The organism is Hungatella sp., assembly GCF_046966825.1.
On record NZ_JBKVCZ010000009.1, the window covers coordinates 76861 to 91038 of the forward strand.

General features: G+C 49.9%; 17 protein-coding genes. 14 read left to right on the forward strand and 3 right to left on the reverse strand.

Going from position 1 to position 14178, the window contains the following annotated elements:
• Positions 1-88 precede the first annotated feature (88 nt).
• Complete coding sequence (gene pepF / locus ACLTD4_RS04835) at positions 89-1870, forward strand: oligoendopeptidase F (protein WP_117622326.1); 1782 nt, start codon at positions 89-91, stop codon at positions 1868-1870.
• A gap of 38 nt (positions 1871-1908) precedes the next feature.
• Complete coding sequence (locus tag ACLTD4_RS04840) at positions 1909-2673, forward strand: nitroreductase family protein (protein WP_055655305.1); 765 nt, start codon at positions 1909-1911, stop codon at positions 2671-2673.
• Between the two features lie 175 nt (positions 2674-2848).
• Here the strand turns inward: ACLTD4_RS04840 and ACLTD4_RS04845 are convergent, their stop codons facing one another.
• Entirely contained in the window at positions 2849-3262 is a 414-nt protein-coding gene (locus ACLTD4_RS04845) for an Hsp20/alpha crystallin family protein (RefSeq protein WP_055655303.1), read from the reverse strand.
• A 240-nt stretch (positions 3263-3502) separates the two neighbouring features.
• On the opposite strand from ACLTD4_RS04845, the gene pyrF reads away from it, so the two are divergent.
• From pyrF to ACLTD4_RS04885, 8 genes are read left to right on the forward strand one after another with little or no spacing between them, the layout of a single operon-like run.
• Positions 3503-4420, forward strand: a complete 918-nt coding sequence (pyrF, locus tag ACLTD4_RS04850) for an orotidine-5'-phosphate decarboxylase (protein ID WP_412331180.1) — start codon at positions 3503-3505, stop codon at positions 4418-4420.
• Positions 4421-4428: 8 nt separating this feature from the next.
• Complete coding sequence (locus tag ACLTD4_RS04855; protein WP_117622325.1) at positions 4429-5205, forward strand: dihydroorotate dehydrogenase electron transfer subunit; 777 nt, start codon at positions 4429-4431, stop codon at positions 5203-5205.
• Positions 5205-6107: a dihydroorotate dehydrogenase gene (locus ACLTD4_RS04860; protein ID WP_055655297.1), complete on the forward strand. Its 903-nt coding sequence runs from the start codon at positions 5205-5207 to the stop codon at positions 6105-6107. The genes ACLTD4_RS04855 and ACLTD4_RS04860 overlap by 1 nt, the downstream gene beginning before the upstream one ends.
• Positions 6108-6134: 27 nt before the next feature.
• The gene (gene pyrE / locus ACLTD4_RS04865) at positions 6135-6809 is read left to right on the forward strand and encodes an orotate phosphoribosyltransferase (RefSeq protein ID WP_055655295.1); all 675 of its coding nucleotides are present in this window, start codon (positions 6135-6137) and stop codon (positions 6807-6809) included.
• A 12-nt stretch (positions 6810-6821) separates the two neighbouring features.
• The gene (locus ACLTD4_RS04870) at positions 6822-6971 is read left to right on the forward strand and encodes a hypothetical protein (RefSeq protein ID WP_002600276.1); all 150 of its coding nucleotides are present in this window, start codon (positions 6822-6824) and stop codon (positions 6969-6971) included.
• 10 nt (positions 6972-6981) lie between these two features.
• Positions 6982-7473: a VanZ family protein gene (locus ACLTD4_RS04875; protein ID WP_117622324.1), complete on the forward strand. Its 492-nt coding sequence runs from the start codon at positions 6982-6984 to the stop codon at positions 7471-7473.
• Positions 7442-7762, forward strand: coding sequence for a DUF6142 family protein (locus tag ACLTD4_RS04880; RefSeq protein WP_242352911.1), 321 nt, complete (start codon positions 7442-7444; stop codon positions 7760-7762). Before ACLTD4_RS04875 ends, ACLTD4_RS04880 begins: the two co-directional genes overlap by 32 nt.
• A gap of 2 nt (positions 7763-7764) precedes the next feature.
• Positions 7765-9873 (forward strand): aminopeptidase, encoded by a 2109-nt coding sequence (locus ACLTD4_RS04885; RefSeq protein WP_117622323.1) that lies wholly within the window; start codon positions 7765-7767, stop codon positions 9871-9873.
• Between the two features lie 203 nt (positions 9874-10076).
• On the opposite strand, the gene ACLTD4_RS04890 is transcribed toward ACLTD4_RS04885, so the two are convergent.
• Positions 10077-10565 (reverse strand): hypothetical protein, encoded by a 489-nt coding sequence (locus ACLTD4_RS04890; RefSeq protein ID WP_002600272.1) that lies wholly within the window; start codon positions 10563-10565, stop codon positions 10077-10079.
• A gap of 3 nt (positions 10566-10568) precedes the next feature.
• On the reverse strand, positions 10569-10766 hold the full coding sequence (locus tag ACLTD4_RS04895; RefSeq protein WP_002600271.1) for a helix-turn-helix transcriptional regulator: 198 nt from the start codon (positions 10764-10766) through the stop codon (positions 10569-10571).
• 263 nt (positions 10767-11029) lie between these two features.
• Here ACLTD4_RS04895 and purE point away from each other — a divergent pair, with 263 nt between their 5' ends.
• The 4 genes from purE to purD all read left to right on the forward strand — a co-directional run.
• A complete protein-coding gene (purE, locus tag ACLTD4_RS04900) occupies positions 11030-11548 on the forward strand; it encodes a 5-(carboxyamino)imidazole ribonucleotide mutase (protein ID WP_117622322.1) in 519 nt (172 codons plus the stop codon).
• 87 nt (positions 11549-11635) lie between these two features.
• Entirely contained in the window at positions 11636-12661 is a 1026-nt protein-coding gene (gene purM, locus ACLTD4_RS04905) for a phosphoribosylformylglycinamidine cyclo-ligase (RefSeq protein ID WP_117622321.1), read from the forward strand.
• Positions 12655-13254, forward strand: a complete 600-nt coding sequence (purN, locus tag ACLTD4_RS04910) for a phosphoribosylglycinamide formyltransferase (protein ID WP_117622320.1) — start codon at positions 12655-12657, stop codon at positions 13252-13254. Before purM ends, purN begins: the two co-directional genes overlap by 7 nt.
• Before the next feature lie 46 nt (positions 13255-13300).
• The coding region (gene purD / locus ACLTD4_RS04915; protein WP_412331181.1) for a phosphoribosylamine--glycine ligase at positions 13301-14178 on the forward strand (878 nt) is incomplete at its 3' end.

Sequence of the window (14178 nt, forward strand, 5' to 3'; positions counted from 1 at the left end):
TTTCAATCAAATATTTTCCATATTGCTGATTGTTTCTTTGAAATATGGGTGATAGAATAAAACCAGTGGATATAGTGGAGGGATTATTTTGAAAAAGAGAGATGAGATACCGGTTTGTGATACCTGGAACCTGGCGGACATTCTGCCGTCCGATGAAGCTTGGGAAGCGCTGTTTCTCGAGACTGAGAGAGAACTGGCCGGTTATAAGGAGTTTGAAGGACATCTGGCCGAATCCGGCGAGGTGCTGTTTCAGTGTTTGAAATTCGATGAAGACATTTCACTGAAGATTGAGAGGCTGTTTGTATACGGAAGAGAGAAATCCGATGAGGATACGGCAAAGGCGAAGTATCAGGATTTTTCGGCAAGAGCCCAGGCGCTCTCCTATAAGGCGGCAGGACTTTCGTCTTATATTGTTCCGGAGATTCTGGCCATGGATGAGTCTGTGCTGAGCGGATTGATCCGCACGGAGAAGGAGCTCCGCCGGTATGCCCGGACATTTGAAATCATCATGAAGAAGAAGGCGCACACGCTTTCCGCAGGAATGGAAGAGCTTCTGGCAAGGTCCATGGAAGCGACCCAGAGCCCTTCCGATATTTTTAACATGTTTAATAACGCGGATGTGAAATTTCCGTCCATCACAGACAGTGAGGGAAAGGAGATTCCCGTCACCCACGGAACGTATATTCCGCTCATGGAGAACCGGGACCGCCGTGTGAGAAAAGAAGCATTTCAGTCCATATACAGCGTCTACGGCCAGTTCGCCAATACGCTGGCTGCGACGTTCGCGGCAAACGTAAAGCAGGCCTCCTTCTATGCGAAGACCAGAAATTACGCCTCCAGCCGCGCCTATTATCTGGCGGAGAACGAGGTGCCCGAGAGCGTCTACGACAATCTGGTGGCGGCGATTCAGGAAGGCTTACCGCTGCTCCATGATTACGTCGCCGTCAGAAAGAACGTGCTGGGGCTGGATGAGATCCACATGTACGATTTGTATACGCCCATGGTCAGCCGCGACGACAGCCGGATTCCCTATGAAGAGGCGAGGGAGATGGTGAAAAAAGGCCTGGCTCCGCTGGGAGAGAAGTATCTGTCCCTTTTACAGGAAGGCTTTGACAACCGCTGGATCGATGTCTATGAGAATGAAGGCAAACGCAGCGGCGCGTACTCCTGGGGCGTCTACGGAACCCACCCGTATGTGCTGCTCAATTACAGCGGCACTCTGGACAGCGTGTTTACCCTGGCCCATGAGATGGGGCATTCCCTGCACTCCTGGTTTTCCGATCAGGCGCTGCCTTACGTAGATGCGGGATACAAGATTTTCGTCGCGGAAGTGGCGTCCACGTGCAATGAGGCGCTGCTGAACCGTTATCTGCTGGCCGTGACGGAGGATAAGAAGGAGCGGGCGTATCTTCTGAACCATTTTATGGAGAGTTTCCGGGGAACGGTGTTCCGTCAGACCATGTTTGCGGAGTTTGAGGCCGAGACCCACAGGAGAAGCGAGGCGGGAGAACCGCTCACGGCGGAGCTGCTCTGCAGGCTGTACCATGAGTTGAATGTAAAATACTTCGGACCGGAGATGGTGGTCGACAGCGAGATCGATTATGAGTGGGCGAGAATCCCTCATTTCTATACGCCATTTTACGTATATCAGTATGCGACGGGCTTCTCGGCGGCCATGGCGATCAGCAGCAGGATCCTGGCCGGTGATGAGCAGGCCCTGGAAGGCTATTTCAAGTTCTTAAGCGGCGGCAATTCCATGCCTCCGATCGAACTTTTAAAGCTCTGCGGCGTGGATATGTCCACAGCCCAGCCGATCAGGGAGGCTCTGGCCGTATTTAAGGAACTGCTGGAGGAATATAAGACGCTGTAGCAGCGATTATATTTTAGATAGAAAAGAGGGGAGCAGGGATGAATCTGTATCAGATGATCTTCAAGAGAAGATCCATTCGAAAATTTAAATATGAAGCGGTACCGGAGCAGCTGTTAAAGGATATTCTGGCCTTTGCAGGCTGCGTGGCGACGCTTTGCCCGGAGATTTCCATAAAGATGGAGATTAAGGAGAATATAGAGAAAGACCTTCACGTCAAGGGCCTGTGGAAGGTGGAAGCGCCGTATTACCTGGTGTTTTATTCGGAAGAGAAGGAAGGCTATATGATGAATGCCGGATATGTTCTGGAGCCGGTCCTCCTCTATATGACCGGAAAAGGCCTGGGAACGTGTTACCTTGGCAGCACCCGCATCCCCGGAGCGGAACCGGCCGGGATGAAGGCGGCCATAGCTGTTGCGTTTGGATACCCCAAATCCCTGCTGTACCGTGATCCGGCTACGGCAAAGCGTCTGCCGTTAAAAGAACTCTGCGTGTTTAAGGATGAGATCGGCGAGCCGGTGAAGAATATCCTGAAAGCCGTCCGTCTGGCGCCTTCGGCCATGAATACGCAGCCCTGGCGTTTTATCGTCTACCATGACAGAATCTATATTTTTTCCTGTAAGGAATTTCTCCCGTCCCAGACCATGGTGGCGATGAGGGATTTGAGTATGGGAATCATGTTGTCTCATCTGTCCATCGCGGCGGAAGAGCTGTGGCTGAATTTAAAGATCGAAGTGGAAGCGCAGATGGTAAAGAAGTCTTATAAGAGCGGCGCCTACGTGGCAACTGCATTTCTGCTGGAATAATGCCGGACTGTGTTTCAGGCATGGATACAGAGAATGGATAATAGAAGAAAATCGGGACATCAAGATAAAAAAGGGACAGCCCCTTCGGAAATCGCTGCCGTTATGAAACGGCAGACGGATCGCTCCGGGGGGCTGTCCTCATTTTCTATTCTAAAGGGGGCTGCGGGGATATGTGTTATTCAATGGTGATGTAGTGGTTTTCTTCAATCTGCTTCGGAGCTTCCTTCGGAACGGTCAGCTTCAGGATGCCGTTGTCGAAAGCAGCCTTTATATCTTCCTGGCGTAACTGGGATCCAACGTAGAAGCTTCTCTTGCAGGAGCCGCTGTAGCGCTCTTTGCGAAGGAAGTTCCTGCTCTCGCTGTCTTCGGAAGAGCCTGACGCCTCGGCAAAGATGGTCAGATAGCCATCCTTTAACTCGGCACGCACATTCTCCTTTTTGTATCCCGGAAGTTCCACGTCGATGATGTAATTGGTTCCGTCATCTTCAATATCGGTTCTCATAAGCGTTGTTCTGGTCTGAACAGAGTCGTTAAAAAATGGATCGTTGAAAAATTCATCGAATAAGTTGTTTCTTCTGGATAATAACATAGGTTCTTCCTCCTTATTTATCTGCACCGCTTTTGATGCGGTGTTGTTGTTTGATTTGTTCTAGGTGTAATATAACACAAATTGTTAGCACTGTCAATAGGTGAGTGCTAATTTTTCTTGCGATTTCTTTTATTACCTTATATAGACCGGTGGTACGGCGAGAAAGACGCTTGAAACAGCCCCTTACTTATGATAGAATTGGTAAGAATAGAGAAAATGTGAGGAACGAAGGAGGAGACTATGATTAATCAGTTGATTCAGAGGATTCAAAAAACAAAGGCCCCCATCTGTGTTGGACTGGATCCGATGCTTGGCTATATACCGGAGCATGTGACAAGAAAGGCATTTGATGAGTTTGGTGAGACACTGGAAGGCGCAGCGGAGGCCATCTGGCAGTTTAATAAAGAAATCGTGGACCATGTCTATGACATTATTCCATCTGTAAAGCCGCAGATCGCCATGTATGAGCAGTTTGGGATCGAAGGACTTAAAATATACAAGAGAACCGTCGACTACTGTCAGGAGAAGGGACTTCTCGTGATCGGCGATGCAAAGAGAGGGGATATCGGTTCCACCTCCGCGGCGTATGCCACGGCGCATATCGGCCATGTGAAGGTGGGGAGCAGCGTGCTTACCGGTTTCGGTACCGATTTTCTGACTGTGAATCCATATATTGGCACCGACGGGGTAAAACCGTTTGTCGATGTCTGCAGGGAGGAGGACAGAGGCCTCTTTGTGCTGGTAAAGACCTCCAACCCTTCCAGCGGTGAATTCCAGGATCAGCTGATCGGCGGCAGACCGCTGTACGAGCTGGTAGCAGACAAGGTAGTGGAATGGGGAGCAGACTGTATGGATGGCACTTACAGCAATGTCGGAGCCGTAGTGGGTGCGACCTACCCGGAGATGAGCAGAATCTTAAGGAAACTGATGCCGAATACCTACTTCCTGGTACCGGGATACGGTGCGCAGGGCGGCACCGCCGAGGACTTAAAGTACTGTTTCAATGAAGACGGACTCGGCGCCATCGTCAACTCCTCCAGAGGCATCATCGCCGCCTATAAGCAGGAGAAATACGCGAAGTTTGGCGCGGAGCATTTCGGTGAAGCGTCCAGACAGGCCGTGATCGACATGGTTTCCGATATCAACAGCGTACTGTAGGAGGAATCATGGCGCAGAGAAAAGTAACAGCCTTTGTGGATAGTCAGGAAAGGCTGACAGAAGATGTATACAGCATGTGGATCCGGGAGGAGGAGATGGCTGCCCAGGCAAAGCCGGGACAGTTTATTTCTGTGTATACAAAGGACGGAGCAAAACTGCTTCCGCGCCCGATCAGCATCTGTGAGACGAATAAAGAAACAGGTATGCTGCGGATCGTATACAGGACCGTCGGAGCGGGAACGGAGGAGTTCTCCCGTTACCAGGCGGGAGATACGGTCGATATCATGGGTCCTCTCGGCAACGGATTCCCGCTGGAGGAAGCAGCAGAGGGAAAGACTGCCTTCTTAATCGGCGGCGGAATCGGGATTCCTCCCATGCTGGAGCTGGCGAAGCAGTTACACTGCAAAAAAGAAGTGATTTTAGGATATCGTGATGTCCTGTTTTTAAATGAGGAATTCGCCCCATACGGGGAAGTGGTTCTTGCGACAGAGGACGGAAGGGCCGGAACAAAGGGTAATGTCATTGACGCCATCAGAGAGCACGGTTTAAAGGCGGACGTAATCTTTGCCTGCGGTCCGACTCCGATGCTGCGCGCGTTAAAGGCCTATGCCGCGGAGGAGAACATCACCTGCTTTCTGTCTCTCGAGGAGAAGATGGCCTGCGGAATCGGCGCATGTCTGGCCTGCGTATGCAAGACAAAGAACGTGGACGAACACTCCCAGGTTCACAATGCGAGAATCTGTAAAGACGGGCCGGTATTTCGGGCAGAGGAGGTAGAACTCTGATGAATATGAAGGTAAACTTAGCCGGTGTGGAGCTGAAAAATCCGGTCATGACGGCTTCCGGTACCTTCGGGTCCGGAGCGGAATACGGCGAGATGGTGGATTTAAACGGTCTGGGCGCAGTAGTGACCAAGGGCGTGGCCAATGTGCCGTGGCCCGGCAATCCGACTCCCAGGATCGCAGAGACGTACGGCGGCATGATCAATGCCATCGGCCTGCAGAATCCGGGAATCGATGTGTTTGCAAAGCGCGATATTCCATTTTTAAAGCAGTATGATACGAAGATTATCGTCAATGTCTGCGGCAGAACCACGGAGGACTACGTGGAAGTGGTGGAACGGCTCGGGGATGAACCGGTGGATATGCTGGAGATCAACATTTCGTGTCCCAATGTAAAGGAGGGCGGCATTGCCTTCGGACAGGATCCGAAAGCGGTGGAGGCCATCACCAGAGAGGTGAAGAAGCATGCGAAGCAGCCGGTCATCATGAAGCTGAGCCCCAACGTGACGGATATCACCGTCATGGCGAAGGCGGCGGAGGCGGGCGGCGCTGATGTGATCTCTTTGATCAATACGCTGACAGGCATGAAGATTGATATAAACCGCAGAACCTTCGCGGTGGCGAATAAGACGGGCGGATTATCCGGTCCGGCCGTGAAGCCGGTGGCGGTCCGCATGGTGTATCAGGCGGCAAATGCCGTGAAGATCCCCATCATCGGCATGGGCGGCATTATGAACGCGGAGGATGCGCTGGAATTTATCCTGGCGGGAGCCACGGCAGTTTCTGTGGGAACGGCCAACTTCCATAATCCGTATGCCACAGCCGGGGTTGTGAGCGGAATCGAAAGCTATATGAAGAAATATAACGTAGAAGATATCAATGATTTAGTCGGAGCCGTACGGTAAGAGGCCGGCGAAAGGAAGGACGATAAGATGGAGCAGTATAAGCAGGAATTTATAGAGTTTATGGTAGACAGCAACGTGCTGAAGTTTGGAGATTTTACCTTAAAAAGCGGAAGAAAGTCTCCATTTTTTATGAATGCGGGCGCCTATGTGACGGGCGCGCAGTTAAAGAAGCTGGGTGAGTATTATGCGAAAGCGATCCATGATAATTTCGGGGATGATTTCGATGTGCTGTTCGGACCGGCGTACAAGGGAATTCCGTTAAGTGTGGCGACCACCATCGCTTACCATGAATTATACGGGAAAGAGATCCGATACTGTTCGAACCGGAAGGAAGCAAAGGACCACGGAGACGCAGGGATTCTTCTGGGAAGTCCGATTAAGGACGGCGACCGCGTGGTGATCATCGAGGACGTAACCACATCCGGCAAATCGATTGAAGAGACATTTCCAATTATCAAGGCACAGGGTGATGTGACAATTCTTGGCCTGATGGTTTCCTTAAACCGTATGGAGAAGGGAAAAGGAGAGAAGAGCGCTCTCGACGAGATTCATGACAAGTATGGTTTCAACGCAAAAGCCATCGTTACGATGGCAGAAGTAATCGAATATCTGTATAATAAGGAATATAACGGAAAGATTATTATTGATGATACTTTAAAGGCGGCAATTGACGCCTATTATGAAATCTACGGCGTAAAGTAAGGAGAGCTGAATATGGAGAGAGTTTATAAGACCATGAGAAATGCGGGCGCGCTTAACATTGTAATCGGAATCATTATTACAGTAGCAGGCTTAAGCGTTGGAATCATGTCTATCATCAATGGCGCTGTTCTGCTTAAGAGAAAATCCGAGATCACTTTTTAATGGGGCATTTATGATAAAAAATACAACAAAACGACAAAAGCTGGGTTGGGTGATTTTTATCGTTTACCTGATTCTTTTGGCGTACTTCCTGTTCTTCTCCGAGGACTTTGGCCGGGGAAGCCATCTGCAGGAGGAGTACGCCTATAATCTGGTGCCGTTCAAGGAGATCAGACGCTTTATTGTGTACTGGCACGTGGTAGGAATCCGGTCGTTTTTGCTGAATATTGTGGGAAATGTTGTTGGATTTATGCCATTCGGATTTTTTCTTCCGGTCATCAGCCGCAGAAGCCGTCACTGGTATAACACCGTGCTGTTAAGCTTTCTGTTCAGCCTCTGCATCGAGACGGTGCAGCTGGTGTGGAAAGTCGGCAGCTTCGACGTGGACGATATGATACTCAACACCCTTGGCGGTTTACTCGGCTTTGTGTTCTACAAAATTGTACAGACGATAAGAGTGAGGAGGAAGCGGCGTGCAGCAGCAGAAAAAAGTATCCTACATTAGGAAACCATTTGCAAGGAGAAGCTTCATGGCCCTTGGGCTTGCTGTCGCCGCTTTGATTCTTGCGGTCATCGGTGTGGCGAGCTCGGTCATGACGGCAGGGAACGCGGAGCTTAATGTGGCCGCGGTGTGCTTCTGCAGCTTCCTGATTGCCATAGTCTCTCTGATTTATGGGGCGCTTTCTTTTTTTGAAAAGGAAAAGAAGTACATACTGTCCAAAATAGGGATGGCCGTCAGCGGCCTTCTGGTTATTGTGTGGGCAGTTCTGATTATCATTGGATTTGGAGGATGACAATGAACGTTTGTGACAGATTCAAAGAAGAAAATGAAAGTGTGATGGAACGGTATCAGCTTTCCATGGAACGGCTCCAGGCCATCCAGAGCGAGGAGACGGTGGAAGAACCGTACCGCTCCTATTTCCGTAAGATGGCATCCTTTATCGGCATGATCGGCGATTATCGGGAAATGGTGGCAGGCGGACTGGCGGAAAACGCGCCGCTTAAGGAGTTAGAGGACTGGAACCACAGGCTTTATGAGGACATTCTTCCGGAGAATTACGAGACCAGCTATGGCAATCCGCAGTACGCTGTTTCCGCTCTGGGAGAGGAGTATGGACAGCTGCTTTCCTACCTTTATAAGGAAATCCGGGGCGATATTATCTTTGCTGCGGAAAACAGGCTGACGGATATCACCATTTTAAATGAAACACTGATTGAGATTTATAATATGTTTGAGGATACGGTCCCTTCCGCCGCCAGTATTAAGGATGTGCTCTACTGGTTTGTCAGTGATTACTGTGACTATACGGTGGCATACCGCATCCGGGAAGGCGTGGATCCCACGCTGACTTTTGCGAAGGACATCATCCTGGACAGCGATTTAAGCGACCTGCGGTATTTATACCGGTTTGGCGATTATATATCCGAATCCGAGCTGTTAGTGGCGCAGTTTATGAATTCACTTCCGGAAGAGACTGTGCGGCTTATGGCAGACACCTACACGGAAGGGTACCGGAAGGGCTTCGAGGTGATGGGGCGCGATCTGTCAAAGAAGAGTGCGGTGCAGATCCGGTATGAGCTGGGCTTTGAGCGTATGGTGAAGGCGGCGATTCAGAACTTCCGTGAGATGGGGCTGGATACGATCCTTTGCCGCTCTGCGGTGTGGTCTGTAAATCAGAAGGCGGGCAAAAAGGTGGGCTATTACGGTACGCCGGCAAACCGCCAGTATGAGTACGATCACCGCTACGACGAGGCTATCTACTTAAACAAGGCGTTTACCGACAGGAAGGCTTCCGTTTTGCGGGTGGCCTATGAGCAGTATAAGAAAGAAGCTGCGGCCTATGCGGGTCCTGCTGTGATCGAGACCTTCGGACAGGAGGGCTTCCAGCCGGTCAATAAGCCGGAGACAAACCGCCTGGACGCAAAACAGGAAAAGCTGAGCGCCAGGGCAGCCAATGAGACGGCTGTGATTACCAACGAATATATGCCGGGTGATGAGACCAGCTTTACAATCATCGCATTCCCGGTTCCGGAGATCGGACGCGACAGCCGCGGCGACTTAAGCCCCGAGCAGGCAAGAGAACGTTTCGAGAAGATATTCGAGGAGACCATTGCGATCAATACGCTGGATTATGAAAAGTATAAGACGATCCAGCAGACGATCATCGATGCGCTGGATGAGGCGGATTACGTGGAGGTGAAGGGAAAGGGAGACAACCGGACTGACCTGCGCGTAAGCCTGCATGAACTTGGAGACAGGGAAAAGGAGACGAATTTTGAGAACTGCGTGGCGGATGTCAACATTCCGCTGGGCGAGGTGTTCACGTCGCCGAAGCTGTCCAAAACGGAGGGGACTCTGTTTGTCGGAACGGTGTATATCGGGGATTTCCAGTTTAAGAATCTCTCCATGACGTTTGAAGACGGGATGATCAGAGAGTACGCCTGCGATAATTTTGAGAATCCGGAAGAGGGGAAGGCGCTGGTAAAACAGATGATTCTGAAGAACCACGACACGCTTCCCATGGGAGAGTTCGCCATCGGAACGAATACGACGGCGTACGCCATGGCCGGGAAATACGGAATTCTTGACAAGCTTCCGATTCTGATCGTGGAAAAGATGGGACCGCATTTCGCGGTCGGCGATACGTGCTACAGCTGGGCCGAGGACAGCGCCGTGTATAATCCCAACGGCAAGGAAATTATAGCCAGAGACAACGAGATCTCCATTCTGAGGAAGGAAGATTTATCGAAGGCGTATTTCAGCTGCCATACGGATATTACGATTCCTTATTCGGAGCTGGATACGATCGACGCGGTGCGGGCGGACGGCAGCAGGATTTCAATTATCGCCGACGGAAGATTCGTACTTCCGGGAGTGGAGGAGCTGAATGTTCCGCTGGACTGAACGTGGAACAAATTGCCGGGCCTGGGGCCTGGACTCAAAGAAATGCAGAAAATGGGAGATAAATTTGCGTTATAAATTTTAGAGCTTAAATAAAAACACAGAATATGCCGAAGGGTCAGACCCGACGGCGCATTCTGTGTTTATTAATTTAATCCGTGATCCTGATCAGATACCGCTGCCTTTTACCAGGCTGTTATAAATCCTTACATTGTTTTCTGCAGTATCATTCGAAAGATAAACAGGACCAGTACATAGACAGCCAGTATTACCAGGAGTGTCTTAAGTATAATGATACTGATGAAACCGCTGACCAGGATTCCGATGTAAAGTATGAACAGCATGGCGTAACCGGCGTAAGCCCAGCTGCGCAGCCCCAGCATACGGTTCCTCTCGTCCGTTTCATAGATTTCCCGCTCTTTCTTTAAGTCTGGTTTCTTTAAATAACGGACATTTTTGATGATCGTCGCGATGGCGGCGAAAAGCAGTCCGAATCCGGTTCCCATATAGAAGCCCGGGATGAAGTCATAGTGGTCGGCTGTCATGTACAGCACAGGAATATGGTCGCCTGCCAGGAAGGAGAGGGCGATCGTGACTGCGCCCAGCACCAGAAGAAGGCAGCTGGCGATGATTCTGGTCTTGCATCTCTTCTCAAAATTAATCGGATTATCAATAAATAAATTGTTCAGCAACATAGTTTATTCCTCCTCAAATAAGAATATTTCTTCAATGTTCATGTGAAAATATACTGCAATTTTGTGGGCCAGCTGGAGAGAGGCATTATACTTGCCGTTTTCCAGGGAGATGATGGTCTGTCTCGTTACGCCCAGAGCATCCGCCAGTTCTTCCTGCGTGATTCGCGATTGCTTTCTCAACTCCTGTATTCTTGTTTTCACTTACACAACACTTCCTTTTCTTTTAAAAGTAATGTTCCCTTTACATTTTGAGTATAGCACGCTTTACATTAAAAGTAAAGCGTATTTTACAATTTTTGTAAAGGAAGTTTTACATTATTTTATATACGAGTATTTTCAAGAAAATTATTGACGGGAACATAAAAAGCTAGTATTATAATTATAAGTAAAGACTGATTTATAAGCTTTATATATTAATATAACTAATGAGAAACATAACCGTTAATAATGAAAGGAGATTTACTATGGCAAAGATAGCAATTGTTATGGGCAGTGATTCCGATATGCCTGTTATGGCGCAGGCCGCGGACGTTCTTGAGAAACTGGGTGTTGATTTTGAAATTACGGTTATTTCGGCTCACAGAGAGCCTGATATATTCTTTGATTACGCGAAGACAGCAGAGGCAAGAGGAGTGAAGGTGATCATCGCGGGAGCCGGCAAGGCGGCTCATCTTCCGGGCATGTGCGCAGCACTTTTCCCGATGCCGGTTATCGGAATTCCGATGAAGACTTCCGATCTCGGCGGTGTGGATTCCCTCTATTCCATCGTACAGATGCCATCCGGTATTCCGGTTGCCACAGTTGCGATTAACGGAGGAACAAACGCGGGAATTCTTGCGGCTAAGATTCTTTCTACGTCTGACGAAGCCCTGCTCGGCAGATTAAAGGAGTATTCTGAGAATTTAAAGAACGATGTGGTGAAGAAAGCGGACAAGCTGGAGCAGATCGGATATAAGGAATATCTTGCGCAGATGAAGAAATAAGACAGAGTCACTAAGTGGAGATGACATGCATCGCACGTAAGCGCCTGAAATACAGGCGCCAAGTGCTCATAGCGAGGAGGAAGAGAGATGGATTACAAGAATGCCGGTGTGGATATTGAGGCTGGATATAAGTCAGTAGAGTTGATGAAGGAACACGTGAAGGGAACCATGAGACCGGAGGTGTTAGGCGGAATCGGCGGCTTTTCGGGAGCATTTTCCATGAGCGCATTTAAGGATATGGAGAAACCGACTCTGGTTTCCGGCACTGATGGCGTAGGTACGAAGCTGAAGCTTGCATTTCTTATGGATAAGCACAATACCGTGGGCATTGACTGTGTTGCCATGTGTGTCAACGATATTGCCTGCGCAGGCGGAGAACCTTTATTCTTTCTGGATTACATTGCCTGTGGAAAGAATTTTCCGGAAAAGATTGCTGAGATCGTCGGCGGCGTAGCGGACGGCTGCAAACAGGCCGGCGCGGCCTTAATCGGCGGTGAGACGGCCGAGATGCCGGGCTTCTATCCGGAGGATGAGTATGATCTGGCCGGTTTCGCGGTCGGTGTTGTCGATGAAAAGAACCTGATCACAGGGAAAGACTTAAAAGCCGGCGATGTGTTAATCGGCATGGCTTCTTCCGGTGTGCACAGCAATGGCTTCTCTCTTGTACGTAAGGTATTTGAGATGACAAAGGAGAGCCTTGATACGTATTACGATGAACTGGGCGGAACTTTAGGTGAGACACTGATCGCTCCGACCAAGATTTATGTGAAAGCCTTAAAGAGCGTGAAGGACAGCGGCGTTACGATCAAGGCATGCAGCCACGTGACGGGCGGCGGCTTCTATGAGAACATTCCGCGTATGCTTCCGGACGGTGTCAGAGCAGTTATTAAAAAGGACAGCTATGAGGTACCTGCGATCTTTAAGCTTCTGGCTGAGAAGGGCAGTATTGAAGAGGAGATGATGTACAATACCTATAACATGGGTATCGGCATGGTTCTGGTGGTCGATCCTTCTAAAGTTGATACAGCCATGAAGGCCATCCGTGAGGCTGGCGAGATTCCGTATGTAATCGGTTATACGGAGGCAGGAGAAAAGGGAGTGACCTTATGCTGAGAGTCGGCATTCTCGTATCCGGCGGCGGAACGAATCTTCAGGCCATCTTAGACAGGATGGACGACGGCCATCTCACCAATGTAAGCGTGGAAGTGGTAATCAGCAACAATCGCAACGCGTATGCGCTGGAACGGGCGAGGAATCATGGAATCAGGGCTGTTGCCATTTCTCCGAAGGAGTTTGAAACCAGAGAGGCGTTTAATGAGGCATTTCTGGCAAAGGTAGATGAGTACAAGCTGGACCTGATCGTGCTGGCCGGTTTCCTCGTAACGATTCCGGAGGCTATGACCAGGAAATATAAGAACCGTATCATTAACATTCATCCATCTCTGATCCCCTCTTTCTGCGGCGTGGGCTATTACGGCTTAAAGGTTCACGAGGCGGCGTTAAAGCGGGGCGTAAAGGTTACCGGAGCAACGGTACATTACGTGGACGAAGGCGTGGACAGCGGCCCCATCCTTTTACAGAAGGCTGTAGAGGTGAAGGACGGGGATACGCCGGAGATTCTGCAGCGGCGTGTGATGGAAGAGGCGGAATGGGTTATTCTGCCGCAGGCTATCCAGCTGATTGCAGACGGACAACCAAACAATTGATATTTGTAAAAGCAGACTTACTTATTAGAATATCAGGAGGCGGATGATGAAGGTACTGATTGTAGGAAGCGGCGGAAGAGAGCACGCGATCGCGTGGAAGGTGGCAAAGAGTCCGAAGGTGGATAAGATTTACTGTGCTCCGGGCAATGCGGGAATCGCTGAATTTGCAGAATGCGTGCCGATCGGCGCCATGGAGTTTGATAAAATGGCAGCATTTGCGAAGGAACACCAGGTGGACTTAACTGTGATTGGTATGGATGATCCGCTGGTGGGCGGCATCGTGGATGTATTTGAGAAGGAAGGACTCCGCGTATTTGGACCGAGAAAGAATGCGGCAATTCTGGAAGGCTCTAAGGCATTTTCCAAGGATCTGATGAAGAAATATAAGATTCCGACGGCAGGCTATGAGACCTTTGATACCCCGGAGGCGGCGCTTCTGTATCTGGAAACGGCCGAAATGCCCATCGTATTGAAAGCGGATGGCCTCGCTCTCGGAAAAGGTGTTTTAATCTGTAATACAAGGGAAGAGGCGAAGGATGGCGTCAAGACGCTGATGCTGGATAAGCAGTTTGGCTCCGCCGGTGACCGGATCGTGGTGGAGGAGTTTATGACCGGCCGCGAAGTATCGGTGCTGTCTTTTGTGGATGGAGATACGATCAGGATCATGACTTCGGCTCAGGACCACAAGCGGGCGAAGAATGGAGACCAGGGGCTTAATACGGGCGGCATGGGAACCTTTTCCCCGAGCCCGTTCTATACGGAAGAGGTGGATGAATTCTGCCGGAAATACGTGTATCAGGCCACTGTGGACGCGATGAAAGCCGAGGGAAGACCGTTTAAGGGAATCATTTTCTTCGGCCTGATGCTTACGGAGAAGGGGCCGAAGGTCCTGGAATACAATGCGAGATTCGGGGATCCGGAGAC

What these genes read in the sequence shown, in the direction of transcription:
- purM (WP_117622321.1), top strand. Translation starts at nt 11,636, where the DNA reads ATGGATTACAAGAATGCCGGTGTGGATATTGAGGCTGGATATAAGTCA.
- ACLTD4_RS04870 (WP_002600276.1), top strand. Translation starts at nt 6,822, where the DNA reads ATGGAGAGAGTTTATAAGACCATGAGAAATGCGGGCGCGCTTAACATT.
- ACLTD4_RS04875 (WP_117622324.1), top strand. Translation starts at nt 6,982, where the DNA reads ATGATAAAAAATACAACAAAACGACAAAAGCTGGGTTGGGTGATTTTT.
- purN (WP_117622320.1), top strand. Translation starts at nt 12,655, where the DNA reads ATGCTGAGAGTCGGCATTCTCGTATCCGGCGGCGGAACGAATCTTCAG.
- ACLTD4_RS04890 (WP_002600272.1), bottom strand. Translation starts at nt 10,565, where the DNA reads ATGTTGCTGAACAATTTATTTATTGATAATCCGATTAATTTTGAGAAG.
- purE (WP_117622322.1), top strand. Translation starts at nt 11,030, where the DNA reads ATGGCAAAGATAGCAATTGTTATGGGCAGTGATTCCGATATGCCTGTT.
- pyrE (WP_055655295.1), top strand. Translation starts at nt 6,135, where the DNA reads ATGGAGCAGTATAAGCAGGAATTTATAGAGTTTATGGTAGACAGCAAC.
- ACLTD4_RS04840 (WP_055655305.1), top strand. Translation starts at nt 1,909, where the DNA reads ATGAATCTGTATCAGATGATCTTCAAGAGAAGATCCATTCGAAAATTT.
- ACLTD4_RS04855 (WP_117622325.1), top strand. Translation starts at nt 4,429, where the DNA reads ATGGCGCAGAGAAAAGTAACAGCCTTTGTGGATAGTCAGGAAAGGCTG.
- ACLTD4_RS04885 (WP_117622323.1), top strand. Translation starts at nt 7,765, where the DNA reads ATGAACGTTTGTGACAGATTCAAAGAAGAAAATGAAAGTGTGATGGAA.
- pyrF (WP_412331180.1), top strand. Translation starts at nt 3,503, where the DNA reads ATGATTAATCAGTTGATTCAGAGGATTCAAAAAACAAAGGCCCCCATC.
- ACLTD4_RS04845 (WP_055655303.1), bottom strand. Translation starts at nt 3,262, where the DNA reads ATGTTATTATCCAGAAGAAACAACTTATTCGATGAATTTTTCAACGAT.
- ACLTD4_RS04860 (WP_055655297.1), top strand. Translation starts at nt 5,205, where the DNA reads ATGAATATGAAGGTAAACTTAGCCGGTGTGGAGCTGAAAAATCCGGTC.